25 protein-coding genes and 7 tRNA genes are annotated in these 25,853 nt (G+C 42.8%); 29 read left to right on the top strand and 3 right to left on the bottom strand.

Annotated features, from left to right (window positions below; genetic code table 11):
• Positions 1–155 precede the first annotated feature (155 nt).
• From FAY33_RS15785 to FAY33_RS15755, 7 genes are all read left to right on the top strand, one after another.
• Positions 156–229, top strand: a tRNA-Asp gene (locus FAY33_RS15785).
• Between the two features lie 23 nt (positions 230–252).
• Positions 253–325, top strand: a tRNA-Val gene (locus FAY33_RS15780).
• A gap of 37 nt (positions 326–362) precedes the next feature.
• Positions 363–435 (top strand) — tRNA-Thr (locus FAY33_RS15775).
• 21 nt (positions 436–456) lie between these two features.
• Positions 457–538: transfer RNA gene (locus tag FAY33_RS15770), tRNA-Tyr, on the top strand.
• Between the two features lie 51 nt (positions 539–589).
• A tRNA-Met gene (locus tag FAY33_RS15765) sits at positions 590–663 on the top strand.
• 44 nt (positions 664–707) lie between these two features.
• Positions 708–780, top strand: a tRNA-Phe gene (locus FAY33_RS15760).
• A 3-nt stretch (positions 781–783) separates the two neighbouring features.
• A tRNA-Lys gene (locus tag FAY33_RS15755) sits at positions 784–856 on the top strand.
• 82 nt (positions 857–938) lie between these two features.
• Here FAY33_RS15755 and FAY33_RS15750 read toward each other — a convergent pair.
• Positions 939–1,169: a hypothetical protein gene (locus tag FAY33_RS15750; RefSeq protein WP_143322189.1), complete on the bottom strand. Its 231-nt coding sequence runs from the start codon at positions 1,167–1,169 to the stop codon at positions 939–941.
• A 164-nt stretch (positions 1,170–1,333) separates the two neighbouring features.
• Here FAY33_RS15750 and FAY33_RS15745 point away from each other — a divergent pair, with 164 nt between their 5' ends.
• The 20 genes from FAY33_RS15745 (at position 1,334) to FAY33_RS15650 (ending at position 22,238) form a co-directional block, all read left to right on the top strand.
• Complete coding sequence (locus FAY33_RS15745) at positions 1,334–2,839, top strand: PLP-dependent transferase (protein ID WP_143322188.1); 1,506 nt, start codon at positions 1,334–1,336, stop codon at positions 2,837–2,839.
• A 166-nt stretch (positions 2,840–3,005) separates the two neighbouring features.
• Positions 3,006–3,587 (top strand): guanylate kinase, encoded by a 582-nt coding sequence (locus FAY33_RS15740; RefSeq protein ID WP_143322187.1) that lies wholly within the window; start codon positions 3,006–3,008, stop codon positions 3,585–3,587.
• Between the two features lie 210 nt (positions 3,588–3,797).
• Complete coding sequence (holB, locus tag FAY33_RS15735) at positions 3,798–4,787, top strand: DNA polymerase III subunit delta' (RefSeq protein WP_143322186.1); 990 nt, start codon at positions 3,798–3,800, stop codon at positions 4,785–4,787.
• A 3-nt stretch (positions 4,788–4,790) separates the two neighbouring features.
• On the top strand, positions 4,791–5,699 hold the full coding sequence (locus FAY33_RS15730; protein ID WP_143322185.1) for a stage 0 sporulation family protein: 909 nt from the start codon (positions 4,791–4,793) through the stop codon (positions 5,697–5,699).
• On the top strand, positions 5,689–6,426 hold the full coding sequence (locus FAY33_RS15725; RefSeq protein ID WP_143322184.1) for a tRNA1(Val) (adenine(37)-N6)-methyltransferase: 738 nt from the start codon (positions 5,689–5,691) through the stop codon (positions 6,424–6,426). Before FAY33_RS15730 ends, FAY33_RS15725 begins: the two co-directional genes overlap by 11 nt.
• Positions 6,427–6,464: 38 nt before the next feature.
• Positions 6,465–7,322: a 16S rRNA (cytidine(1402)-2'-O)-methyltransferase gene (gene rsmI, locus FAY33_RS15720; protein ID WP_143322183.1), complete on the top strand. Its 858-nt coding sequence runs from the start codon at positions 6,465–6,467 to the stop codon at positions 7,320–7,322.
• Between the two features lie 140 nt (positions 7,323–7,462).
• Positions 7,463–8,428: a beta-ketoacyl-ACP synthase III gene (locus tag FAY33_RS15715; RefSeq protein ID WP_143322182.1), complete on the top strand. Its 966-nt coding sequence runs from the start codon at positions 7,463–7,465 to the stop codon at positions 8,426–8,428.
• 80 nt (positions 8,429–8,508) lie between these two features.
• On the top strand, positions 8,509–8,742 hold the full coding sequence (gene acpP / locus FAY33_RS15710; RefSeq protein WP_143322181.1) for an acyl carrier protein: 234 nt from the start codon (positions 8,509–8,511) through the stop codon (positions 8,740–8,742).
• Positions 8,742–9,665: an enoyl-[acyl-carrier-protein] reductase FabK gene (gene fabK, locus FAY33_RS15705; protein WP_143322180.1), complete on the top strand. Its 924-nt coding sequence runs from the start codon at positions 8,742–8,744 to the stop codon at positions 9,663–9,665. Before acpP ends, fabK begins: the two co-directional genes overlap by 1 nt.
• Positions 9,666–9,681: 16 nt before the next feature.
• The gene (gene fabD / locus FAY33_RS15700; RefSeq protein ID WP_143322179.1) at positions 9,682–10,596 is read left to right on the top strand and encodes an ACP S-malonyltransferase; all 915 of its coding nucleotides are present in this window, start codon (positions 9,682–9,684) and stop codon (positions 10,594–10,596) included.
• 19 nt (positions 10,597–10,615) lie between these two features.
• Complete coding sequence (gene fabG / locus FAY33_RS15695) at positions 10,616–11,353, top strand: 3-oxoacyl-[acyl-carrier-protein] reductase (RefSeq protein ID WP_143322178.1); 738 nt, start codon at positions 10,616–10,618, stop codon at positions 11,351–11,353.
• A gap of 59 nt (positions 11,354–11,412) precedes the next feature.
• Positions 11,413–12,651, top strand: a complete 1,239-nt coding sequence (gene fabF / locus FAY33_RS15690) for a beta-ketoacyl-ACP synthase II (protein ID WP_143322177.1) — start codon at positions 11,413–11,415, stop codon at positions 12,649–12,651.
• A gap of 10 nt (positions 12,652–12,661) precedes the next feature.
• A complete protein-coding gene (gene accB / locus FAY33_RS15685; RefSeq protein ID WP_143322176.1) occupies positions 12,662–13,111 on the top strand; it encodes an acetyl-CoA carboxylase biotin carboxyl carrier protein in 450 nt (149 codons plus the stop codon).
• 63 nt (positions 13,112–13,174) lie between these two features.
• Positions 13,175–13,600, top strand: coding sequence for a 3-hydroxyacyl-ACP dehydratase FabZ (fabZ, locus tag FAY33_RS15680; RefSeq protein WP_243126792.1), 426 nt, complete (start codon positions 13,175–13,177; stop codon positions 13,598–13,600).
• A 9-nt stretch (positions 13,601–13,609) separates the two neighbouring features.
• Positions 13,610–14,962 (top strand): acetyl-CoA carboxylase biotin carboxylase subunit, encoded by a 1,353-nt coding sequence (locus tag FAY33_RS15675; RefSeq protein ID WP_143322175.1) that lies wholly within the window; start codon positions 13,610–13,612, stop codon positions 14,960–14,962.
• Between the two features lie 21 nt (positions 14,963–14,983).
• The gene (locus FAY33_RS15670) at positions 14,984–16,708 is read left to right on the top strand and encodes an acetyl-CoA carboxylase carboxyltransferase subunit alpha (RefSeq protein ID WP_143322174.1); all 1,725 of its coding nucleotides are present in this window, start codon (positions 14,984–14,986) and stop codon (positions 16,706–16,708) included.
• Positions 16,708–17,835: a nitronate monooxygenase family protein gene (locus tag FAY33_RS15665; protein ID WP_143322173.1), complete on the top strand. Its 1,128-nt coding sequence runs from the start codon at positions 16,708–16,710 to the stop codon at positions 17,833–17,835. The genes FAY33_RS15670 and FAY33_RS15665 overlap by 1 nt, the downstream gene beginning before the upstream one ends.
• A 325-nt stretch (positions 17,836–18,160) precedes the next feature.
• On the top strand, positions 18,161–18,799 hold the full coding sequence (locus tag FAY33_RS15660; RefSeq protein WP_143322172.1) for a helix-turn-helix transcriptional regulator: 639 nt from the start codon (positions 18,161–18,163) through the stop codon (positions 18,797–18,799).
• Between the two features lie 19 nt (positions 18,800–18,818).
• Positions 18,819–21,518, top strand: a complete 2,700-nt coding sequence (locus FAY33_RS15655; protein ID WP_243126790.1) for a cation-translocating P-type ATPase — start codon at positions 18,819–18,821, stop codon at positions 21,516–21,518.
• Positions 21,519–21,635: 117 nt separating this feature from the next.
• Positions 21,636–22,238, top strand: coding sequence for a nucleoside recognition domain-containing protein (locus FAY33_RS15650; protein ID WP_143322171.1), 603 nt, complete (start codon positions 21,636–21,638; stop codon positions 22,236–22,238).
• Positions 22,239–22,302: 64 nt separating this feature from the next.
• On the opposite strand, the gene FAY33_RS15645 is transcribed toward FAY33_RS15650, so the two are convergent.
• Together FAY33_RS15645 and FAY33_RS15640 are read right to left on the bottom strand one after the other, a co-directional pair.
• On the bottom strand, positions 22,303–23,322 hold the full coding sequence (locus FAY33_RS15645) for a right-handed parallel beta-helix repeat-containing protein (protein WP_143322170.1): 1,020 nt from the start codon (positions 23,320–23,322) through the stop codon (positions 22,303–22,305).
• Between the two features lie 386 nt (positions 23,323–23,708).
• Entirely contained in the window at positions 23,709–23,957 is a 249-nt protein-coding gene (locus tag FAY33_RS15640; RefSeq protein WP_143322169.1) for a TIGR03905 family TSCPD domain-containing protein, read from the bottom strand.
• A gap of 141 nt (positions 23,958–24,098) precedes the next feature.
• Here FAY33_RS15640 and FAY33_RS15635 point away from each other — a divergent pair, with 141 nt between their 5' ends.
• Both FAY33_RS15635 and FAY33_RS15630 read left to right on the top strand, forming a co-directional pair.
• Entirely contained in the window at positions 24,099–24,797 is a 699-nt protein-coding gene (locus tag FAY33_RS15635) for a 5'-methylthioadenosine/adenosylhomocysteine nucleosidase (RefSeq protein WP_143322168.1), read from the top strand.
• Positions 24,798–24,925: 128 nt separating this feature from the next.
• A complete protein-coding gene (locus tag FAY33_RS15630) occupies positions 24,926–25,846 on the top strand; it encodes a hypothetical protein (RefSeq protein ID WP_143322167.1) in 921 nt (306 codons plus the stop codon).
• The last annotated feature ends 7 nt before the right edge of the window (positions 25,847–25,853 follow it).

Here is a 25,853-nt window from a genome sequence, read left to right as displayed (position 1 = left end):
AACGAGTTATTCAACGAGTTTAGTGCGAGGCATATCAAAACACTTAGCGAGGTATTACCGAGCTTAGTATTTTGATAAAGAGGAAAGAACGGATGAAGAAGATATATAACAATGTGTGGTTTTGAGGGTATATGTATTAACCTTCAAATAGGTTTGGCCTGGTGGCTCAGTTGGTTAGAGCGCCGCCCTGTCACGGCGGAGGTCGTGGGTTCGAGTCCCATCCGGGTCGTTTCGCAACTACAATTTGTTTATGGGATCTTAGCTCAGCTGGGAGAGCATCTGCCTTACAAGCAGAGGGTCATAGGTTCGAGCCCTATAGGTCCCATTCAGTATGTAAGCGCGATAGGTATTAAAAGATTTGTGCCGATGTGGCTCAATTGGCAGAGCAGCTGATTTGTAATCAGCAGGTTATCGGTTCGAGTCCGATCATCGGCTTGTATCAGAAAAACAATATATGGATGGGTTCCCGAGTGGCCAAAGGGGGCAGACTGTAAATCTGTTACGACACGTTTCGATGGTTCGAATCCATCTCCATCCATTCAGTGATTAAAATCTCAATCACTGCATATAATATCATATAATTTAATAGCGCGGGGTGGAGCAGTCTGGAAGCTCGTCGGGCTCATAACCCGAAGGTCGTAGGTTCAAATCCTGCCCCCGCAATTTTTTATGTAGTTTTAGTGGGTATTTTACTAAAGTGTACATGAGCCCAGATAGCTCAGTTGGTAGAGCAGAGGACTGAAAATCCTCGTGTCGCTGGTTCGATTCCAGCTTTGGGCATATGGGATACTAGCTCAGGTGGTAGAGCACTTGACTTTTAATCAAGTTGTCCGGGGTTCGAATCCCCGGTGTCTCAGGACAAGCCTTGAAACAGAAATGTTTCGAGGCTTTTTATATTATCTGAATATAAAAGGCTACAGTGAAAAGAGATTGTAGAATCATTCATCAAATTCTACAATCACATAATATCCTCGGTCATTATGTTTTACTTCTTTTACAATGCCATGGTCGGATTTTATACGATCTCGCCCGGTATAGCAACCAGACATAGCAACGGCTGGTTCAATGATATAACTATAGCTGCTGGTTCCTTCTCTTTCTATAATATGGACCTCGTCATTTGCTTTTACAAGACCAGGGCGTTCCATTTTAAATTCGATCCTTCTCATTTCTATTTCTCCCTTTTAGTTTTGTTATTTAATAGTTAGCTTTGCCAAATTTTTATATTATATTGTCTTTTGGGAAATCATGGGTTAATTATAACGCTGTCAGAATGATTTGTAAAGAAAGGGCAAGGATGCTATACTGAAAGGACGAAAGGAATGGTTGGATCATGGATAAGCCTAATTTATTGAAGCGATTAATTGATTATGGGAATTCGGATTTTTATCCGTTTCATATGCCAGGACATAAAAGACAGTGGAAGAGTAAATTTGGAGAGGGTATCCCCAATCCATTTTTAATTGATATAACAGAGATTGATGGATTTGATAATTTGCATCATCCAGAGGGAATTCTAAAGGATTCTATGAAGTGGGCTGCAGATGTTTATGGAAGTGATAAGAGTTATTATCTCGTAAATGGAAGCAGTTGTGGAATTCTGAGTTCGATTGGTGGGACTGTTACCAATGGAGGAACCATTCTCATGAGCAGAAATTGTCATAAATCTGCATTTCATGGAGTTTTCCTCAACCGGTTAAAAACGGAGTACGTTTATCCACAATTGGTACCGGATTTTGGGGTACAAGGTGGATTATCTGCTAAAAAAATACAAGCATTGTTGAAAAATCATCCAGATATACAGGCAGTATTTATTGTTTCCCCAACTTATGATGGTGTTGTCTCTGATATAAAGGCAATTGCTGAGGTAGTTCACAAATTTCAAAAACCTTTGATTGTGGATGAGGCTCATGGAGCTCATTTCCCATTCGGAAAGGCTTCTGGATTTCCTGTTTCTGCATTGGAATTAGGGGCGGATCTTGTAATTCAGAGTCTCCATAAGACTCTACCTTCATTTACCCAGACTGCAATTGTGCATGGAAAAAGGGGATTTGTTGATCTGGCAAAATTAGAGCGTTATTTACAGATGTATCAGACCAGCAGTCCATCTTATATTATGATGGCGGGAATTGAAAACTGTATCCGGTATATGGTTGAAGAGGGACAACGGGAAATGAAGGACTTCTCAAAAAGACTTCATGAGGCTCGCTGCAGGCTTCAAAAAATGAAATGTCTTCGTATCCTTGGGGAAGAGATAAAGGGAAAGCAGGATGTGTTTGATTTGGATATATCTAAGATTATTATATCCACAAGAGGAACTGGAATGTCTGGAAATGAACTGGGAGAGAGGCTGAGGAATCACTACCATTTGGAGATGGAGATGTGTGGTTTTGATTATGTAACAGCAATAACAACCTTTGCCGATACCGATGAGGGGTTATCCAGGTTGTGCAATGGGTTGTTAGAAATTGATGAAGAACTTTATGAGATGAATGGTATAGAGGATGGAAAACAGACTGTAATGTGTGGGGAACATTTAAAATCTTATGAAGGCATGGATCTGGTAATGAGGCTTAATAAAAAGCCAGAGAGTCGGTTTTCCATGTATGAAGCTATGGATGCACCAAGGCACAGAGTGAATATTAGAAAGGCACAGGGGAAGGTTTCAGCAGAGTTTATCTATGTGTACCCGCCAGGAATTCCAATTGTTACTCCTGGGGAAGTGATGGATAAGGGTATCATTGAATTGATTGAAGCGTATAAGCGGCAGGGACTTTCTGTTCAGGGGCTGGAAGATGAGGATTCTGAAGAGGTGCTTGTTTTGAGTGATGAGAGATAAATGCTGCATTGTTTAGAAGATAGAGTTAGTATGTGTGTTTAATAGATAGAGTTAGTGTGTGTTTAATAAATAGAGTTAGTATGTGTGTTTAATAGATAAAGTTAGTATGTGTGTGTTTAATAAATAGAGTTAATAGATATCGTTTGCGAGAAATATGGAGTATATGATGGGAAAAATATTTTATGTGATGGGAAAAAGTGCTTCGGGGAAAGATACTATTTATCAGAAGTTATCCGAGCGGTTTCCGCAGTTAAAGAGAGTTGTTCTTTATACAACCAGACCCAGGCGGGATGGGGAGAGAGAGGGGATAGAGTATTATTTTACAACGTTTATGAGACTTGAGGAATTCAGACAGCAGAAAAAGCTGATTGAAGAGAGAACTTATGAAACCGTATATGGACCATGGACTTATTTTACTGTGGATGACGGGCAGATTGATTTGACAGCAGAAAATAAGTATCTGATGATTGGGACATTGGAATCCTATGAGAAGGTAAGAGATTATTTTGGAAGGGATCATGTGGTTCCTCTTTACATTGAGGTTGAGGATGGAGAGAGACTTTTAAGGGCTTTGGAGCGGGAACGGAATCAGAGGGTTCAGAAGTATAAGGAGATCTGCAGAAGATTTCTGGCAGATGAAGAGGATTTTAAAGAGGAAAACTTAGAGAAGTGCGGAATTAAAAAAAGATATAAAAATGACGATCTGGAGAAGTGTCTGGAGGAGATCAGGAAAAGTCTGGGATTATAGAAATGAGATAAAATTTACGGAGATAAGAAAAGAGTGTGGAAATTACTGTGGACAGGGGATTTCCATGCTTCTTTTTGTATGAGGGATTTGCCAATACTTCTTTCTTGTGATGGGAAAAATTCTATGATATAATGAGTTTAATTCTTTTTCTTTTCTGGTGAAAGAAATGAAAAGAAAGATGAATTGGAATTATAGTAGGGAGGTGCTTGTATGCCGGGGTTTAAGGATATTATCGGTCATGAAAGAATCAAGGAACATTTACAAAAGGCCATTGGGTCCAACCATGTTTCTCATGCTTATATATTATCAGGAGAAGCTGGAATGGGAAGGAAGTCTCTTGCCAATGCGTTTGCCATGGCGCTTTTATGTGAAAAAGGACTTGATGAACCTTGTATGCAGTGCCATGCGTGTAAGCAGGTGATGAGCGGAAATCATCCGGATCTGGTTTATGTGAGCCATGAGAAACCAGCCAGCATCGGTGTAGATGATATCAGGGATCAGATCAATGATACGATTATGATTCGTCCTTACAGCAGCTACTATAAGATTTATATTGTTGATGAGGCGGAGAAGATGACGGTACAGGCGCAGAATGCACTGTTAAAGACCATCGAAGAGCCGCCGTCTTATGCAATTATTTTGCTTCTAACTACCAATCAGGAGGCATTTCTGCCAACCATTCTTTCAAGGTGTGTACAGCTAAAGTTAAAACCTTTGCAGGATTCGGTCGTAAAGTCTTATCTGATGGGGGCTTTAGGGATAGGAGAGAGCAGGTCGGAGATCTATGCTGCATTTGCAAGGGGAAACTTAGGAAGGGCGATTCATTTGGCGTCGTCGGAAGAGTTTCAGTTTTTGTACACGGAGTTTCTTCATATGTTAAAGCATTTGAAGGACATGGATATTACGGAATTGCTTCTTTTTATCAGGAAGATGAAGGATGAGAATCTGGATATTTATGATTGTCTTGATTTTATGCAGTTATGGTATCGGGATGTCTTAATGTATAAAGTAACACAGGATGTGAATCTTCTGATTTTCAGGGAAGAATATAATACAATGAAAGAGATGAGTGCTGCCAGTGCTTATGACGGCATTGAACTGATATTGAAGGCGATTGATAAGGCAAGAATCCGTCTGGAAGCCAATGTAAATATGGAACTGGCAATGGAACTTATGCTGCTTGTTATGAAGGAGAACTAATTAATGGTAAAGGTGATTGGCGTTCGGTTTAGGAATGCAGGGAAGATATATTACTTTGATCCCATGAATCTTGGAATTAAGACAGGGGATCATGTGATTGTGGAAACAGCCAGAGGCGTTGAGTATGGTTATGTTGTTCTGGGATGTCGGGAAGTGGAAGAGGACAAGGTTGTTCAGCCCTTAAAGCCGGTGATCCGCATGGCTACAAAAGCTGATGATGAAGTGGAAAAAAAGAATCATGACAAAGAAAAAGATGCGTTTAAAATCTGCAGGGAAAAGATCAAAAAGCATGGGTTACAGATGAAATTGATTGATGCAGAGTATACGTTTGATAATAATAAAGTGTTATTTTATTTTACAGCCGATGGAAGAATTGATTTTAGGGAACTTGTGAAGGATCTTGCCTCCGTATTTAAGACCAGAATTGAACTTCGCCAGGTAGGTGTAAGGGATGAGACCAAGATTATAGGCGGAGTTGGAATCTGCGGAAGGACCTTGTGCTGCCATTCTTATTTATCAGAGTTTATACCGGTTTCTATTAAGATGGCGAAGGAACAGAATCTTTCTCTGAACCCAACCAAGATATCTGGTGTCTGCGGCAGACTGATGTGCTGTTTAAAGAATGAAGAGGAAACTTATGAGGAGCTTAACAGCAAACTTCCGAGTGTAGGTGATTTTGTTACCACGGACGATAATCTGAAAGGGGAGGTTCATTCAGTCAGCGTATTAAGACAGTTGGTTAAGGTTGTGGTGACAGTAAAAGATGAAAAAGAAATCCGGGAGTATAAGGTGGAACAGTTGAAGTTCAAACCAAGACGGAGAAGGGATAAGAACCAGGTAACGGATGCTGAATTGAAGGCATTGGAGGCCCTGGAAAAAAAAGAAGGAAAATCCAAATTAGATGATAACTGAATTAAAAGAGAACGAACGGATTGATGATCTGCAAAGGAATGGATACCAGATTATACAGAAGAGGGATGGATTCTGTTTTGGAATGGATGCAGTTCTTTTATCAGGGTTTGCGCAGGTAAAGCAAGGGGAAAGAGCCATTGATTTAGGGACAGGCACTGGTATTATTCCCCTACTACTGGAAGCAAAGTATGACGGAATTCATTATACCGGTCTTGAGATACAAGAAGAGATGGCGGATATGGCAAGACGGAGTGTGGCATTAAACCATCTGGAAGAGAAGATAAACATTGTTACGGGAGATATAAAGGAAGCCAGCCGGCTATTTGGTGCGGCTTCCTTTGACGTAGTAACGTCCAATCCGCCCTATATGAATGATGCTCATGGACTTAAAAACCCTCATGTGCCAAAGGCGATTGCCCGGCATGAAGTGCTGTGTACTCTCGATGATGTAGTGAGGGAATCTGCAAGGCTGCTTCGCCCTGGAGGAAGGTTTTATATGGTACACAGACCCCATCGTCTGATTGAGATTATAACAGCTTTAAAATCTTATGGACTGGAACCGAAGCGGATGAAGATGGTTCATCCGTTTGTGGACCGGGATGCCAATATGGTTTTAATCGAGTCGGTAAGGGGTGGAAGAACCATGATTAAAGTAGAATCACCGATTGTTGTATACAAGGAACAGGGTGTGTATACAGAAGAGATATATACCATCTATGGGTATTGAGTTTATATTGGGAAAGAAAGGAACCAGAAGTGATAGAAGTGGAAGAAAAAAAAGGTAAATTGTATCTTTGTGCAACGCCGATTGGAAACCTTGATGACATTACTTTAAGGGTTCTGAACACATTAAAGGAAGTTGATTTAATTGCGGCGGAGGATACCAGACACAGCATTAAGCTTTTAAATCATTTTGATATAAAGACCCCTATGACCAGCTACCATGAGTTTAATAAGGTGGAGAAGGCAAGATATCTGGTGGATCAGATGAAACAGGGAGTGACGATCGCATTGATTACAGATGCAGGAACTCCGGGTATCTCAGACCCGGGAGAGGAGCTTGTAAGGCAGTGCTATGAGGCTGGAGTTGAACTTACCTCCCTTCCCGGACCGGCTGCCTGTATTACGGCTCTGACTCTCTCAGGGCTTGCTACAAGACGGTTTTGTTTTGAGGCTTTTTTGCCTGCGGATAAGAAGGAAAAGCAGTGGATTTTAGAGGAATTAAAGAATGAAACCAGGACAATTGTAATCTATGAGGCACCCCATCGGCTGTTAAGGACTTTAAATGAACTCTATGAGGCATTGGGAAACCGGAACATTACCATATGCAGGGAACTGACTAAACGGTATGAGACGGCTTATCGCACCAGTTTTGAGGAGGCAATAAGAGTTTATGGCTTAGAAGAACCCAGGGGAGAATGCGTGATTGTGATTGAAGGAAAGAGCATTCAGGAGATAAGAGAAGAGGAAACAAAGGCATTTGAGGAGATGTCCATTGAGGAACATATGGCACTTTATGCGGCTCAGGGAACGGAGAAAAAAGAGGCTATGCGTATGGTGGCAAAAGACCGGGGAATCAGCAAAAGAGAGGTTTATCAGTACTTGATAAAAAATGATTTATAAAAATTCTCTTGACAATTGATTGATCTTTTAATAAAATTACTTTGAATTTCAAAATATTTGATAGATTAAACAATCCAACGAAACATGCGGGAGTAAAGCATTGGAAGAAGCATTACAACAGGGCATGAGTGGGGGAATATATGACAACTAAAATTATTGGAACAGGTTCTTCTGTCCCGGAACGGGTGGTGACCAATGACGATCTGGCAAAGATCGTGGAAACCAATGATGAATGGATTCGTACCAGAACCGGAATCAGGGAAAGAAGGATTGCGTCCGAAGAATCAGGAACTTCCCATATGGCAGAGATTGCTGCCAGAGAAGCTATAAAACAGGCAGGAATTTCAGCGGAAGATCTAGACATTATTGTTCTGGCTACTTCTTCAGCGGATTACTGTTTTCCAAGCGGAGCATGTGAAGTGCAGGCAGCCATTGGAGCGAAGAATGCAGTGGCTTTTGATATCAGTGCCGCTTGTTCCGGATTTATATTCGGACTGAATACAGTCCATAGCTTTTTTAAGGCAGGAATCTATAAGACAGGGCTGGTCATTGGAGCAGATACTTTGAGTAAGCTGATTGACTGGAAGGACAGAGGTACCTGTGTCTTATTCGGAGACGGTGCGGGAGCAGCCGTGGTCCGGGCAGAGGAAACAGGACTGATTCATATGGTTATGGGATCTGACGGCAGCCGGGGAAGTGCTTTGGAATGCAGGGCGAGGACAACGGAGAGTTTTCTTACACAAAAGGAACCGGAGCTTGGTTATATGACCATGGATGGGCAGGAAGTGTTTAAGTTTGCCGTTAAGACAGTGCCGGAAGCAATTAAAAAGGTGCTTTCTGAAAGCGGAACTCCTATAGATGAAATTAAATATTTTATTTTGCATCAGGCAAATTACCGGATTTTTGAATCCATCGCAAAGCGGTTAAAGATACCTATGGAGAAGTTTCCGACCAATTTAGACAGGTTTGGGAATACATCGGCGGCTACGGTACCGATTTTACTGGATGAGATGAACCGGGAAGGAAAGTTAGAGCCGGGAGATAAGGTTATACTCGCTGGCTTTGGTGCAGGACTTACCTGGGGAGCCACTCTGTTAGAGTGGTAATGATTTTAACTAATACTTTGAAAATCAAAGTAATAGAATATAAAAATTTTTGATTAAGAAAAGAAGAGGAGATTTTAATTATGTTAGAGAAAATGCAGGAAATCATCGCAGAGCAGTTAAATGTGGAGGCAGCAACCATTACCGCAGAATCTTCTTTTAAAGAGGATTTAGGAGCTGATTCACTGGATTTATTTGAACTGGTTATGGCACTTGAGGATGAGTACTCTGTTGAGATTCCTTCCGAAGATTTAGAAAAACTGACAACCGTTCAGCAGGTTATGGACTATTTAAAAGCAAAGGGCGTGGAAGCGTAATGAAAACCAGAATTACGGAACTTTTAGGAGTCGAATATCCGATTGTTCAGGGCGGAATGGCCTGGGTGGCGGAGCATCATCTGGCAGCAGCGGTATCAGAAGCCGGAGGTCTGGGACTGATTGGCGGAGCGAATGCGCCGGGAGAAGTGGTGCGTGAAGAAATCCGCAAGGCAAAGGAATTGACAAAAAAGCCGATTGGCGTAAATGTTATGCTGTTAAGTCCTCACGCAGAGGAAGTGGCAAAGGTGATTGTGGAGGAAGGCATCCATGTAGTAACAACAGGGGCTGGTAATCCGGAGAAATATATGGATATGTGGAAGACAGCCGGTATTAAGGTGATTCCAGTGGTTGCTTCCGTGGCACTTGCAAAACGGATGGAGCGGTATGGAGCCGACGCTGTGGTTGCAGAGGGAAATGAATCTGGCGGTCACATCGGAGAACAGACGACAATGACTCTGGTACCTCAGGTATGTGATGCAGTGTCCATTCCAGTGATTGCAGCAGGCGGAATTGGTGATGGAAGAGGTATTGCAGCCGCTTTCATGCTTGGTGCCGAAGGAGTCCAGGTTGGAACCCGGTTTGTGGTTTCAAAGGAGTCCATTGTCCATGAGAATTACAAACAGCGTATTATCAAAGCAAAGGATATTGATTCTGCAGTAACAGGGCGTACACACGGACATCCGGTCAGAAGTTTAAGAAATCAGATGACCAGAGAGTATGTGAAACTGGAGCAGGAGGGGAAATCCTTTGAAGAACTGGAGTATTTAACTCTTGGTGCCCTTAGAAAGGCAGTTCAGGAGGGAGACATTACCAATGGTACGGTGATGGCAGGACAGATTGCAGGAATGGTCAGTCGGGAACAGACCTGTAAAGAGATGATTGAAGAGATGATGGAACAGGCGAAGAAGTTGTTACGCCGTTAATAAGGAGTTTGAGACAATGAGCAAGATTGCATTTATTTTCCCGGGCCAGGGTGCCCAGTACTGTGGTATGGGTCAGGATTTTTATGAACAGACATCAATTGGAAAAGAGATATACGACAAGGCTTCTGCCCTTCTTGGATTTTCTGTGCCGGAGCTGTGTTTTGAGAAAAATGACCGGCTGGATATTACAGAATATACCCAGGCTGCCATGGTGACCACCAGCATTGCCATGATGCGGGTTCTGGAAGCAGAAACGGGAATCAAACCTTCTGTATCTGCAGGACTGAGCCTGGGAGAATACTGTGCACTTGCGGCCTCTGGTGTGATGAGCGATGAAGATGCGATTCGGACCGTAAGACAAAGAGGAATTCTTATGCAGGAAGCAGTTCCGGCTGGGGTTGGGGCAATGGCTGCCATTCTTGCGTTGGATGCTTCTGCAATTGAAGAAGTATTAAGCGGCATGGAGGGAGTCCAGATCGCCAATTATAACTGCCCTGGACAGATTGTTATTTCCGGAAAGAAAGAAAAGGTGGAAGACGCCAACGAAAAGCTTTTGCAGGCAGGAGCGAAACGTGCCATTATGCTGAATGTAAGCGGCCCGTTCCATTCTAAGATGCTGACAGAGGCAGGAGAAAAGCTGGGTGAGGTGTTAGAGAGTGTTACAATCAATGATCCTCAGATCCCATACATATCCAATGTAACAGCTAAGCTTGTAACAGATAAAGCATTGGTAAGAGATTTGTTAAAACGGCAGGTATCCTCTTCCGTGCGCTGGCAGCAGAGTGTGGAGACTATGCTGTTGGATGGTGTGGATACGTTTATTGAAATCGGACCAGGGAAAACACTGGCAGGATTTATGAAGAAGATTACGAGAGATGTGAAAGTCTTTAATATAGAGAAACTGGAAGATCTTAATAAGTTATCTGTTTGATTGCAGAGGAGGTAATAAGATGTTAGAAGGTAAAATAGCGGTGGTAACCGGAGCCAGCAGAGGAATCGGCCGTGCCATTGCCATAAAACTGGGAAGTCAGGGCGCAACCGTAATTGTGAATTATAATGGTTCTGAAGAGAAGGCTCAGGAAGTGGTAAAGGAAATTGAGGCGAATGGCGGAAAGGCAGAAGCAGTAAAATGCAATGTATCCGATTATGAGAGTGCAGGAGAGCTTTTTGCATCTGTTATTAAAAAATTCGGGAAAATTGATATTTTAGTGAACAATGCAGGAATTACCAGAGATAATCTTTTGATGAAGATGTCTGAGGAAGAGTTTGATGCAGTGATTAATACTAACTTAAAAGGAGTATTTAACTGCATGAAGCATGTGTCCCGCCAGATGATTAAACAGAGGGGCGGAAGAATTATTAATATTTCCTCTGTTACCGGAGTAATGGGCAATGCAGGTCAGATCAATTACAGTGCTGCAAAAGCAGGGGTGATTGGCATGACAAAGTCATTTTCAAGAGAAGCGTCCAGCAGGGGGATCACGGTAAATGCAGTTGCTCCAGGTTATATTAAGACAGATATGACAGAGGTGCTTCCAGACTCCGTAAAGACAGCCACATTAGAGCAGATTCCAATGAAACGGTTCGGAACTGCGGAAGATGTTGCCGGTGCGGTGGCTTTTCTGGCATCAGAAGAAGCAGGTTATATTACAGGCCAGGTACTTTGCGTAGATGGCGGTATGGCATAAGGCAGAAGGGAAACCTCTTGCCCTGATTATGGGCATTAAAAGAGCAGAGGAGAGATGAGATGAAGAGAAGAGTCGTAGTAACCGGTATGGGAGCCATTACACCGATTGGAAATGATGTCGAAAGTTTTTGGAATGGATTAAAGGAAAAAAAGGTTGGAATCGGGCCGATTACCCAGTTCGACACCTCAGAATATAAGGCAAAGCTGGCAGCAGAAGTAAAAGATTTTGATCCAAAGGAATATATGGACCCAAAAGCAGCAAGGCGTATGGAGCGGTTTGTACAGTTTGCGGTTGCTGCAAGTAAGGGTGCGCTGGAGATGTCCGGGCTTAATATGGAAAAAGAGGATCCGTTCCGTATTGGTGTCAGTGTAGGTTGTGGAATCGGAAGTCTGCAGGCAATGGAACGGGAATATAAGAAACTGCTGGAAAAAGGGCCGGGAAGAGTGAATCCCCTTTTGGTTCCTTTGATGATATCCAATATGGCTGCTGGAAATGTGAGTATTCAGTTTGGACTAAAGGGCAAATGTATTAACGTTGTGACGGCATGTGCCACAGGAACCAACTCCATTGGCGAGGCGTTTCGTTCCATTCAGTATGGAGAAGCAGATGCAATGGTAGCCGGTGGTGCGGAATCCAGTATTACGCCTATTGGTGTGGCTGGATTTACGGCACTCACTGCCCTTACCACATCAGAAGATCCCCTTCGTGCTTCTATCCCTTTTGATAAGGACAGAAGCGGATTCGTAATGGGAGAAGGCGCTGGCGTGGTTGTATTGGAAGAATTGGAGCATGCAATAAGAAGAGGCGCAACCATCTATGGAGAAGTGGTTGGATATGGTTCAACCTCTGACGCATATCATATTACTTCTCCTGCAGAAGATGGAAGCGGTGCTGCAAGAGCGATGACAGATGCCATGGCAGATGCAGGCATTACAGCAAAAGATCTTGATTATATTAACGCACATGGAACCAGTACCCATCACAATGATTTATTTGAGACCCTTGCGATTAAGGCGGCTCTTGGTGATTATGCGAAGAATGTGAAGATTAGTTCTACAAAATCCATGGTTGGACATTTACTTGGTGCAGCAGGCGGAGTGGAATTCATTGCATGTATCAAGTCAATTACAGACGGATTTGTTCATGCCACAGCAGGGCTTTTAGAAGAAGGAGAAGGCTGTGACTTAAATTATACAAAGGGTGATGGTGTTGCTTGTGATGTAACATATGCCATCAGCAATTCCCTGGGATTTGGCGGACACAATGCCAGTATTCTTGTAAAGAAGTTTGAGGCTTAGGAGGCAGTCAATGGAGATCAATGATATCATAAGGCTGATGCAGGCAGTATCGGAACAGGGACTGACCAGTTTTCGTTTGGAAGAGGGAGACTTAAAACTCTGTATAAAAAAAGAGAAGGAACTGGTTAATTCAGGCAATGCGGCATGCAGCAATCAGCCGGTCATAGCAGCGGGAGAACCAGCATTGCGTGAATCAGGCGAGATACAGGAAATGGAAATCAGCTCGGATAAAGTGGTTTCCTCTCCCCTGGTTGGAACTTTTTATGATGCTTCTTCACCAGAAGGAGAACCGTTTGTAAAGGTTGGAGACGTGGTGAAAAAAGGACAGATTCTTGGAATCATCGAAGCCATGAAACTGATGAATGAGATTGAATGTGAATATGACGGGGTAGTGGAAGCAGTGCTGGTGGAGAATGAAGATGTGGTAGAGTACGGCCAGCCTCTGTTCCGTATCCGGTAAATGAATGTGAAATTTAAGAGAGGTCCGGGATTTGACCTCTCTTTTCAAACATAAGGAGAGAGTATGATGTTAGGAATAAAGGAGATTCAGGAGATTATCCCTCACAGACATCCATTTTTGCTGGTGGATTGTATCGAGGAACTGGTTTCAGGAGAGAAAGCAACGGGATATAAATGTGTAACATTTGATGAACCGTTTTTCCGGGGACATTTTCCGCAGGAGCCGGTGATGCCAGGGGTTTTAATTCTTGAAGCGCTTGCCCAGGTAGGTGCGGTAGCGATTCTGAGCCTGGAAGACAATAAAGGGAAAATCGCTTATTTCGGCGGTATTGATAAAGCAAAATTTAAGAAAAAGGTCATTCCGGGAGATAAACTGAAACTGGAATGTGAGATTATAAAACGGAAAGGTCCTGTGGGCGTTGGAAAAGCCGTTGCAACAGTAGATGGAAAAATTGCAGCAAGTGCTGAACTGACATTTATGATTGGATAGGTGCATGGGATGTTTAATAAGATTTTAATTGCCAACCGGGGAGAAATCGCAGTGCGGATTATAAGAGCCTGCCGGGAGATGGGCATTAAAACAGTGGCCGTTTATTCACAGGCAGATCAGGATAGTCTCCATACCTTACTGGCAGATGAGGCAATCTGTATCGGTTCCGCTCCTTCGACCCAGAGCTATCTGAATATAGAACGGATTCTTACGGCAACAGTAGCCATGAAAGCGGATGCCATTCATCCGGGATTTGGTTTTTTGTCTGAGAATGCCAGATTTGCTGAACTTTGTGAAAAATGTAACATTGCGTTTATTGGTCCGTCGGCAGACTTAATTAACAAGATGGGAAACAAATCAGAGGCAAGAAAGACCATGATGGAAGCGGGCGTTCCGGTTGTTCCAGGAGGAAAAGAAGCAGTGCATCATGCAGAGGAAGCAAAGAAGATTGCGGAAAAGATTGGATTTCCGGTTATGATTAAGGCTTCTTCTGGCGGCGGCGGAAAAGGAATGAGGATCTCCAGAGGTTCTGAAGACTTTGAAGCAAACTTTAATAATGCGCAGATGGAGTCCATAAAAGGATTTTCCGATGATACCATGTATATTGAAAAATATATTGAGAATCCCCGTCATATTGAATTTCAGATTATGGCAGATAAATATGGGGAAGTGGTTCATCTGGGAGAACGGGACTGTTCCATTCAAAGACGTCACCAGAAGGTACTGGAGGAATCTCCGTCAGCAGCCATTTCAAAGGACCTCCGCCATCAGATGGGGGAAGTCGCTGTCCGCGCAGCAAAGGCAGTTGGTTATGAAAATGCAGGAACCATTGAATTTTTGCTGGATAAATATAAGAATTTTTATTTTATGGAGATGAATACCAGAATTCAGGTAGAACATCCGGTGACAGAGATGGTAACCGGACTTGACCTGATCAAGGAACAGATCCGCATTGCAGCAGGAGAACATTTAAGTGTGAAGCAGGAAGAGGTTCTTATTCAGGGGCATGCCATTGAATGCAGAGTCAATGCAGAGAATCCTTCAAAGAACTTTATGCCTTGTCCTGGAAGGATTCAATATGTTCATGTTCCAGGTGGGAATGGTGTCCGGGTGGATACCCACATTTACAATGATTATAAAGTTCCTGCCAATTATGATTCTATGTTAATGAAACTGATTGTTCATGGAAAAGACCGGGAGGAAGCAATCGCTAAGATGAGAAGCGCTCTTGGGGAACTGATTATTGAGGGAATTGAAACAAATGTAGATTTTCAGTTTGATATTTTAAGTCATGAGGCTTATCGTGACGGGAAAGTGGACACAGACTTTATTCCCCGGTATTTTCCAGATTATGTCCGATAAGCAGATAAAGGAGTGTATCTTATGTTAAAAAACATGTTTAAGAAGACCTATACGCTGATTGACAGCAAATATAAGACTCCGGATAAAGCAGGGGAACCTAATATTCCCGCAGGACTATGGAAGAAATGTAATAAATGCGGCCAGCCTATTTATGCTGAGGATGTAAAAACCAATCATTATATTTGTCCCAAATGTACCGGCTACTTTCGTCTTCATGCCTATCAGAGAATTGGAATGACAGCGGATCCGGAAACATTTACGGAATGGGATAAAGAGATGGAATTTCGAAATCCCCTTAAATTCCCGGGATATGAAAAAAAGGTCCTTGCAACTCAGGAAAAGACAGGGCTGTCAGAGGCGATCGTTACAGGGATTTGTGAGATTGACGGACAAAAAACAGTTCTTGGGGTCATGGATGCCCGGTTCATCATGAGCAGTATGGGGTATGCGGTAGGAGAAAAAATTGTCAGAGCCGTGGAGCGGGCGACAAAGGAGAAACTTCCGGTTATTCTTTTTGCCTGTTCCGGAGGTGCCAGAATGCAGGAGGGAATTGTATCTCTGATGCAGATGGCGAAGACTTCTGCGGCTTTAAAACGCCATCATGAGGCAGGTCAGCTTTATATTACCGTTCTTACTGATCCAACGACTGGCGGTGTAACGGCAAGTTTCGCCATGCTTGGGGATATTATTCTTGCAGAACCGGGAGCCTTAATTGGTTTTGCTGGTCCTCGTGTTATTGAGCAGACCATTGGACAGAAGCTTCCGGAAGGATTCCAGAGGTCAGAATTTCTTCTTGAACATGGATTTATTGATAAGATTGTCTGTCGGGATGAGATGAAGAAGGCTTTATCCCAGATTTTGAAACTCCACAAACCATATGTTCATAAAGAAGTTTTTGTGGAAAAACTGGCTGAGGAAGAAGAACTTCGTGGAAAAGAAAATTCTGTTTCCGGCGAATGTGAGAAAAGAAGTGCCTGGGAGACCGTACTTTTATCAAGGCAGGGAGATCGTCCGGTTGCTACGGATTACATTCATGCAGTGTTTGATGATTTTATGGAATTTGCAGGAGATCGTTATTATAAAGATGATGGAGCCATCGTTGGAGGAATCGCTTCTTTCCATGGAATGCCGGTAACTGTGATTGGTCAGGAAAAAGGAAAGAATACAAAAGACAATATAAAACATAACTTTGGGATGCCTTCCCCGGAAGGATACAGAAAAGCTCTGCGTCTGATGAAACAGGCGGAGACTTTTGGCAGACCAATTATCTGCTTTGTGGATACACCTGGTGCTTTCTGCGGTCTGGAAGCGGAAGAACGGGGGCAGGGAGAAGCAATTGCCAGAAACTTATTCGAAATGACCGATTTAACGGTGCCTGTTTTGTCCATTGTCATTGGAGAAGGCGGTAGCGGCGGTGCTTTGGCAATGGCAGTTGGCAATGAGGTATGGATGATGGAAAATGCCATCTATTCCATTCTTTCTCCGGAGGGATTCGCTTCGATTCTCTATAAGGACAGCAAAAAGGCAAGCGATGCCGCCAGAGTTATGAAAATTACAGCAAATGATTTGCTGGAGCTGGGACTGATTGAGCGGATTATACCGGAACAAGAGCCGGCAAGCGGAGAGAATATTACCGTTATTGCAGATGAAATGACAATGGCTCTGGAGGAATTTTTCCTCAAATACCTTACTATGAGTAAGGAAGAACTTGCAAATCAAAGATATGATAGATTTAGGAGAATGTAATGGGAACATTAAAACCTTTGGTAATAGGAGATCTTGTGGCAAGGAATCCGGTAATTCAGGGAGGGATGGGAGTTGGAATCAGCCTTTCATCTTTAGCTGGAGCGGTAGCAAATTCCGGCGGGATCGGAATTATTTCAACAGCTCAGATTGGTTTTCGGGAACCAGACTTTTTAAAAAATCCCCTGGAAGCAAATTTAAGAGCCATTGGAACAGAATTAAAAAAGGCAAGAGAGATCGCACCGGATGGCATTTTGGGATTTAATATTATGGTTGCGACAAAAAATTATGCCAGTTATGTAAAAAATGCAGTGAAGGCAGGGGCAGATCTGATTATATCAGGAGCAGGTCTTCCGGTAAGCCTTCCCGGATATGTGGCAGAGGCAGCAGAAGAGGCTGGAATAAAGCTGAAGACAAAGATTGCACCAATTGTATCAACGGTAAAGTCTGCCATGGTAATCTGCAAAATGTGGGATCGGAAATACCATCAGGCGCCAGATCTTGTTGTCATAGAGGGACCTCTGGCAGGAGGCCATCTGGGATTTTCCAAAGAGCATCTGACAGAACTTGGTGTTGATTCAGAAGATCTTGATCGTACTTATAAGCGGGAGGAATATGAGGAAGAAATTCGTGGAATTATCCGCCTGGTAAAAGAGTATGGTGAAAAATATAACAAAGTAATTCCTGTTGTGACAGCAGGCGGTGTGTATACCCATGAAGACGTTCTTCGCCAGTTTGAACTGGGTGCAGACGGGGTTCAGGTTGGTACACGGTTTGTTACTACGTTTGAGTGTGATGCCCCAATATCCTATAAACAGGCATACATCAATGCAAAAAAAGAGGATATTATTATTACAAAAAGTCCGGTTGGGATGCCTGGAAGAGCCATTGTAAACCCATTTTTAAAGGATGTGGGAAAGGTTCCATTTAAACTGGAACACTGCTATCAGTGTCTGGAAAAATGCGACCATAAGACAATCCCTTACTGCATTACAAAGGCATTGGTGGATTCCGCGGAAGGAAGAACTGATGAAGGGCTGTTATTTTGTGGAAGCAATGCTTATCGTGCTGAGAAGCTTGAGACGGTAGATGAGGTTATGAAAGAATTGATGGGAGAAGGCTGCGTGTAATATATCCTTTTAAGAGAAGAGAGGTCTAAGTGATCTCTCTTTTTTTTATATAAAGATCACATAAAGATAATATAGGTATAAAGTAGGATTGTTTTACAAAAAATGATAAGAATAGACAGAAAAAGCTTGAAAAAAGCTCGTGGTTTTCGGAACAGTATTAAGATTAAATTAGTGAAGCAGAGCAATAAATGCGACTGTATTGTTCCGTTTACATTAATATGAAGAGAAGATATAAAAAATGATAACGTTTGATATCATTTTATAAAAAGATTTACATTGTTATCATATTCCTTTATAATAAATGACAAGGAAGGTGTGAGGAATTATGATAGGGAAGCGTATTAAGGTTCTCCGGGAGGAGAAACACTTAAGTCAGGAGAAGCTGGCAGCAGAGTTAGGGGTCAGCCGAATGACTGTCAATAACTATGAAAATGAAAAGAGGGCTCCGGATATTGATTTTGCCAGACATCTAGCGGACTATTTTGGCGTGACGGTGGAGTTTCTTATGGGAGGAACAGGATATCGGTATAAAAGGGATGAGATAATCTCTCTTAAAAAGTCGGAAACTCTGTTTCGAATTATGGAGAAACTTCCACAGCCAGAGATTCAGGAAGTGGTATCTTCTTTGATTGAGGCTCTGGAAAAGTCTGTGGAGTTAGATATGGCAGAGGAAGTGGTTCATGTCATGAATCATTGCTGTGTGCAGGTGCGGGGACTGCTTTATGGCTATGAGGATTTAAAAGATGACATTGCTGCTCCGGTGAAAAAGCTTAAAAAGCTTTCGGTACCTATAGATTCTATCCGGGAAGCAGTGCACGATAAACCAAGGGTTGTTTACGATGCCGCATTCCACGCCACAGAGAGAATCAGTGAAGAAGTGAATCACTGTGCGGAAAGTATGGAACGGAAGCTTGAGAAGCTGGTTGATGCAACACTGAAGGAACCAGTCAATGAAACATCATAATTGAAAGGAGGCTGATAGAGTGGAAAATTGGTATGAAGCTAGTATATCAAAAACACTGAAACACTTTAACACGAATGAGAAAACGGGATTATCGGATCAAGAGGCAGGAAACAGGCAAAGCACCTATGGAAAAAATGAATTTGCAGAACAGGAAAAATCCAGCCTGGTCAGGGATGTTTTGCACCAGTTAAAGGATATCTCTACAATTATCCTGCTTCTGGCAGCGCTTCTCTCCCTTTGCATGGCAATACGGGATGGTCATGGCTTTATTGAGCCGGTTGTCATTGTATCCATTGTTATCCTGAATCTGATTCTGGCAATTACTCAGGAACGGAGTGCGGAAAAGGCTCTTGAGGCATTGACCAGCTTGAATTCGCCAAACTGTGTTGTATTGAGAGATGGTGTGCAAAAGGAGATCGATACAGAGGAACTGGTGCCCGGAGATGTGATTGTGCTTCAGCTTGGAAGTATTGTTCCGGCAGATGCCCGTCTTCTTACCAGCACGAACCTACAGGTGGATGAATCGGCACTTACAGGCGAAAGTGAACCTTCTGAGAAGAATGCAGATATCCTGCTCCAGGGAACGGTTCCCTTAGGAGATCAGCTTAATATGGTATTTTCCGGATGTCATGTAACATCTGGTCATGGGGTGGCAGTTGTTACTGGTACCGGAATGAACAGTGAGATGGGGAAAATCGCTGGTTATTTAAACAATTCCCAGAAGATTAAGACTCCGCTGCAGCAGCGTCTGGAGAAGGTGGCAAAGTCGATCAGTATGATCGCAATCATTGCAGCCATTTTACTACTTCTTATTGGTGTGTTACAGGGAGAACCGTTCTGGTCCATGATTACACTGGCAGCAACACTTGCCGTAGCGGCTGTGCCTGAGACATTAAACTTAATTGTAACACTGTCTCTGTCCCAGGGTGTAAAAAACATGGTTCATAAAAATGCCCTCATAAGAAAACTGACAGCGGTAGAGACGCTTGGCAATACCTCAGTGATCTGTTCGGATAAGACAGGAACCCTTACACAGAACTTAATGACCGTTGAGAAACTCTGGATACCAGGCAACGATCCATTTGATGCTGATGAGGAGTTTTTACAGGAGCAGAAAGATTTTCTGGCAAAGTTTGCCCTTGCAAGTAATGCTTCTGTCCAGACAGAAGCAGATGGTACCTTAACCATTATGGGAAATCCTACTGAAAAGGCAATTATGCGGCTTCTGCATAATAAGGGATTATCAAACGAAAGTATCTCTGCCCAGTATCGTATGGTGGGAGAGATTCCCTTCTCTTCAGAACGTAAGATGATGACAATGGTGTTAGAAGATGTGTCAGGAGGATATCTGATCCTTACAAAGGGCGCTCTAGATCGTCTGCCACTTAATAAGTTTGATGAAGCTTTTGAAAAAGAAGTTTCGGCTGTACATGAACATTTTGCAGAAGAAGCCCTCAGGGTACTGGCTCTTGGAATCCGTCGTACAGAAGAAGCACCGGATATGAAAAGACCGGAAGAAATCGAACGGGATCTTGAGTTATGCGGTTTGATTGGTTTAATTGATCCGGCTCGTCCAGAGGCAGCAGAGGCTGTTAAAAAGGCAAAGATGGCTGGAATCAGAACGGTTATGATTACGGGAGATCATGCAGTAACGGCAAGTGCCATTGCAAGAAATATTGGTATACTGGGAGAGAATGAAAAGGTTTTAACCGGGCAGGAACTTAAAAATATTTCCAATGAAGAGTTATGCAGGGATATTCATCAGTATTCCGTTTATGCCCGTGTTTCACCAGAGGATAAGATCCGGATTGTTGAGGCATGGCAGGAGAATGGGGAAGTTGTATCCATGACCGGAGATGGTGTCAATGATACGCCTGCACTAAAAGCCGCAGACGTGGGAATCTCCATGGGACGAAGCGGGACAGAAGTGGCAAAAAGTGCTTCCGACATGGTGTTGACCGATGATAATTTTGCTACGATTATTGATGCTGTTTCAGAAGGCCGGAATGTGTATTCTAACATTAGAAAGACCATTTACTTCCTTCTTGTATGCAATATTTCTGAGATTGTAATTATGCTTGTGGCACAGTTGAAAGGCTGGGGAATTCCAGTTACCCCTATTATGTTACTTTTGGTTAACGTACTGGGTGATGGTATTCCAGGACTTTATTTATCCAGAGAGCGGTCCGATCCCCGTCTGATGGACCGTGAACCGATCCGAAGGGATGAAGGGTTTTTAAACGGAGGACTTTTAACGGTTATTATTCAGCAGACCATCGCATGTTCGGCAGTGGTTTTGATTGGTTATTATATCGCAACATTCCATGTACTTCCTGGAATGTATGAACCTTCTCAGGCAATTGGCCAGACCGTTGCATTCTTAATCTTAGGCTGGACTTCGATTCTTCATTTGTTTACGGTTCGAAGCAGAAAATCCATCTTTAAGAGAACGGTCAGAGACAATCTTCCAGTGGTTTACAGTACGGTTGCAATGATTGCTGTATTTAGCTTTCTGGCAGCAGTTCCGTCAGTGGGAAGAATCTTTGATTTAACAGCTATCGGTACTTATCACTGGCTTCTGGCAGCAGGACTTTCTTTAATTCCTACTGTTGTGGCAGAAATTGGAAAAGTTATTGATAATCAGACCAATATCCGCGAACTTCATAAGTATCGTCATCGTCTGATTCCTCATAAGATCAAAAAGGATGATACCTTTTAAATAGAGCAAAAGAGCTGGCTCCCCAACAGGGCCGGTTCTTTTCTTTTTACTGCAAAGACACATAAGGTGTCTGATTGAAGAATAAGATGAAACAAGAAAAAGAACACGGAAACGTTCATGTTAAATTATCTATGGGCATTTATGATTCTTGTTGGAGTATTATGGGGAGCACTGCATGGAAATTTAAGTGCAGTAACAGATGGCGCTTTAAATTCAGCGAAGGAAGCGGTCATGTTGAGCATTACTATGCTTGGGATTATGTCGTTCTGGACTGGAATTATGGAGATTGGACAGAAATCAGGGCTGATTGAGCGGATGTCAAAAAGAATGGGTCCTGTTCTTCATTTTCTGTTTCCCAGAATTCCTGGAGATCATGAATCCCTGGCTTATATTGCAACCAATATGATTGCCAATGTTCTGGGACTTGGCTGGGCGGCGACGCCTGCGGGGTTAAAAGCCATGGAGTCTTTAAAAGAACTGGAGGAGGACAGAAGAAAAGAAGGAAAGAAAAAGTCTGTTCCAGAAGGAACTGCCAATAATGAAATGTGTAATTTTCTTATTTTAAATATATCGTCCCTCCAGTTGATTCCGGTTACCATGATTGCCTACAGAAGCCAGTACGGAAGCGCCAATCCAACGGCTGTGGTAGGACCCGCTCTGGCGGCAACCCTGTTCTCCACTCTGGTGGGAGTCGTGGCATGTAAACTGTTGGACCGGTAATGCAAAGGAAAAGAAGGAGTCCCTCTTTTGGAGCGATTCCTTCTTTTCCTTAAATATTATTATATTACTTATTAAAGGAGCAGTTGACTTCCTTTGCACCTACAATGACATCTTTCTTCTTACCTCCATTGGAGATACAGCCGTTAAAGTCATGTTTTCCTGAGTTAGGTGCTTTTGGAAAATAAAAGTTTATATTATTATTTGTACCAGTGCAGTTCTTTAAAGTAACAGCACCTGTGTTATTGTTCTGGTCAAAACCTCTGGATTTATTTCCAATGGCTACACAGCCTTCCAGATAGTGTTTATCTGCGGTGTGATTGCCGCCTACTTTAAAGCCCTGGCCATTGCCGCTTTTCTTTCCATTATAAGAAGCTTCAGAGTTGTAGACTTTTACTGGATTGCCAGCGGAATAAAAGTCAAAACCATCATCGGAATTATGTAATGCCGTACAGTTTTCAAAAACATTGCCAGGTCCGACGCTTAGTTTCGCAGCAAAACCGTCTGCGTTTTCCCCGTCGGTTTTAGAATCGTAGTTATAGGTAGAGGTCACATTGATGATCCGGTTATTGGCGGCTCCATTGCTCATTTGAAGCCCGGTATCACCACATTTAGTAATAAAACAGTCTTTAATCTGATTGTTTTTTCCACTGATGTGAATACCGTTGTCTCCTGCATTTTGAATGGTCAGCCCTTCAATCTGCCAGTAGCTTCCGGAGATCTGGAATCCTCTGGAACTATCTGCATATGGCTGACTTGAAAAGTCTATGACGGGTTTTTGACCATTGTAATTCCGGATTTTAATCGGAGCACTGGAACTTCCATTTTTGGTCAGTTTGAATGTACTGGAAGAAGTGTAGGTGCCTGCCATTACATAAATGGTTGTTCCGGCGTCTGCTTTTGAAATGGCTTTTTCGATGGTCTTAAAAGGTTTGTCCTTTGATTGCCCGTTATTGGAGTCTTTTCCGCCTGTTGACACATAATATGTTGCCGAAGCAGCATTTGCAGGAAGCGGCTGGAAGGAGATCAAACTGGCAGTTACAAGACAAGTCATTAGGATACTGGTGATTCTTTTCACTTTTTTCATATGATAACCCCTTTCTATATCTGGTTTTCTGAACAGTTATTTGTTCAGAAGTTTCCAGAGAATGTCTGAGCACATATGGCTTCTGCGGATACATCATGCTTTGTATGAGATTTATTTGGAGGAAAACCCATCACAAAGTATACCACGCATGTTGAAGCAGACAGCTTTCAGACATATCTGGTAAAAGAATAATTGGTTGTCATTTGTAAGTAGTTTATAAAACAATACTAGGATGATTTCCATATATTGTCAATATTTAATCAGTAAGTTTATAAAATATTATACTTTTACATACAAATATCGTAAAAAAATAAAAAATACGGCACCAAGATCGTTGTTTTGTACAAATATCTTGGTGCCGTTTGAAAAGTTGTGCAGCGAATGGGTCAATGAGTGTGCTCTTTATATTCTTTTAATGCAATGGAAAGCTGGTCTGGGCAGGAAGTAGGGCGAAAACCGCACTGGATTCCTTCCAGACGTCTGATGGCTTCATCTACATCCATTCCTTCCACCAGGCGTGAAACACCCTGGGTATTCCCGGAGCATCCTCCGACAAACTGAACATTTATGACCTTATTATCTTCTACGTCAAAACTGATTTCTTTTGAGCAGACTCCGCGTGTCTTATAATTCATAACTGGTACCTCCGATTCCGGTCTATCTCCTTGTAAACAACCTAAATTATAGTCAAACCTTTCATCCGTGTCAATAGCACTTTTCAAACATGGGGAAAGACGGTATAATAAAAAGATATCAGATCATGAAGGAGGAAATATATGTTAGGAATAATCGGCGCTATGGATGTGGAAGTTGCAGAAGTAAAAAAATCCATGGAACAGGTAACCGTAGAGACCATTGCAGGAATGGATTTTTATAGAGGAATCTTAGAAGGGCTTCAGGTTGTTGTGGTTCGTTCCGGAATCGGAAAAGTCAATGCGGCGGTATGCACCCAGATTTTGGCTGGACATTATAAGGTAAGCGCTGTAATTAATACAGGAATTGCCGGTTCTTTAAAAAACGAGATCAATATAGCTGATGTGGTATTGTCTACGGATGTAGTACACCATGATATGGATGCAACTGGTTTCGGATATCCGGTAGGGCAGATTCCCCAGATGAAAGAATTCTCTTTTCCAGCCGATGAAAACCTTCGGACACTGGCTTATAATTGTTGTAAAGAGGTCAATCCTGAGATTGGAGTTTTTATCGGAAGGGTTGTTTCCGGGGATCAGTTTATTTCCGACAGGGTTAAAAAAGACTGGATTCACAAAACTTTCGGCGGTTCCTGTACCGAGATGGAGGGGGCTGCGATTGCTCAGACAGCATACTTAAACAACATTCCGTTTTTAATTATCAGAGCCATCTCCGATAAGGCGGATGACAGCGCAAACATGGACTATAGCGAGTTTGAGGCATTGGCTGTAAAGCACTCTGTCAACCTTATTCTGGCTATTGCAAAAAGGTATTCATTTTAAGTTCAGAATCGAATCCTGGCAGGATTTGACGAACGATTCTAGGCTCTCTCATCTTCCCAAAGCCTTTCCGGGTGTTTATAATAGACCTATCACCCGGGGAGACCGGGCAAGAAAGGGGAGCTATTATTATGCTGGAAATTTTACAGACAGGCAAAGCGTTATACGTGCTGGCAGCTTTTTGCGGCATCGGAGTAATTACAAGATGGCTGACACGTAACCTCTACAAAAGACTGATTAAAGAATCCGATAACATGATGTTGACCAAAAACAAGTGTCTGAGGGCTTTTAAACAGAAGACCGAGTCTACTTATCAGATGAACCAGGGAATTCCAAGAATAAAGCCGTATCTGGAACGGCAGATGTATGATTTTAAATATATGGGAGTAACACTCCATGGCTGGAATATATTTTCCAATCAGATGACACTCTGGTGTTTTCTGGCGGGAGGCGCAGCCGCGTTTGGTTCTTATTGGTACCGGACGGATCCTTATTACATAGTGCTATACGGGTCCGTGGGAATTATGGCAGGACTCTTTACCATTTTAGTGGATCATGGAGCGGGAATAACAGAAAAGAGGCAGCAGCTTTTTGCGGTGCTGGATAATTATCTGGAAAATATTCTGATCTATCGTCTGGATCAGGCGAGAGATGAATTTGATGGAGTATCGGGTCCAAGTCCTGAGTCCCGTGAAAATATAAGGTCTATTTATCCTTCCCAGGCAACAGAGCCGGTGAAGGAGACAAGGCAGGACCGCCGCAGTGCCAGACAGAGGTTAAAAGCAGAACGTCCGGAAAAGCCGGTAAGAAACCGTTTGCAGACCCAACAGGCGGAAACCCATTCTGACGAGGCAGAAGCGGAGAAAAAGGCAGTTTCTCAGGAGCCTGTCTCCTCCAGGCGGGATGTGGACTACTTAAAACGAAGTCTGGAACAGATTGCCGCCAGCAGGGAAAGAGAGCGGGGAAACAAATCCGGCGAGGACTGGATCAAAGAATTAAACCCGGAGGAATTAAAACTTATTGGTGAAATTTTTCAGGAATATCTGACATGAATTTTTG

Source organism: Clostridium sp. HBUAS56010, assembly GCF_007115105.1.
Taxonomy (GTDB): Bacteria; Bacillota; Clostridia; order Lachnospirales; family Lachnospiraceae; genus Lacrimispora.
Note: the sequence above shows the minus strand (reverse complement) of the source record. Positions and strands in the feature narration are given on the sequence as shown.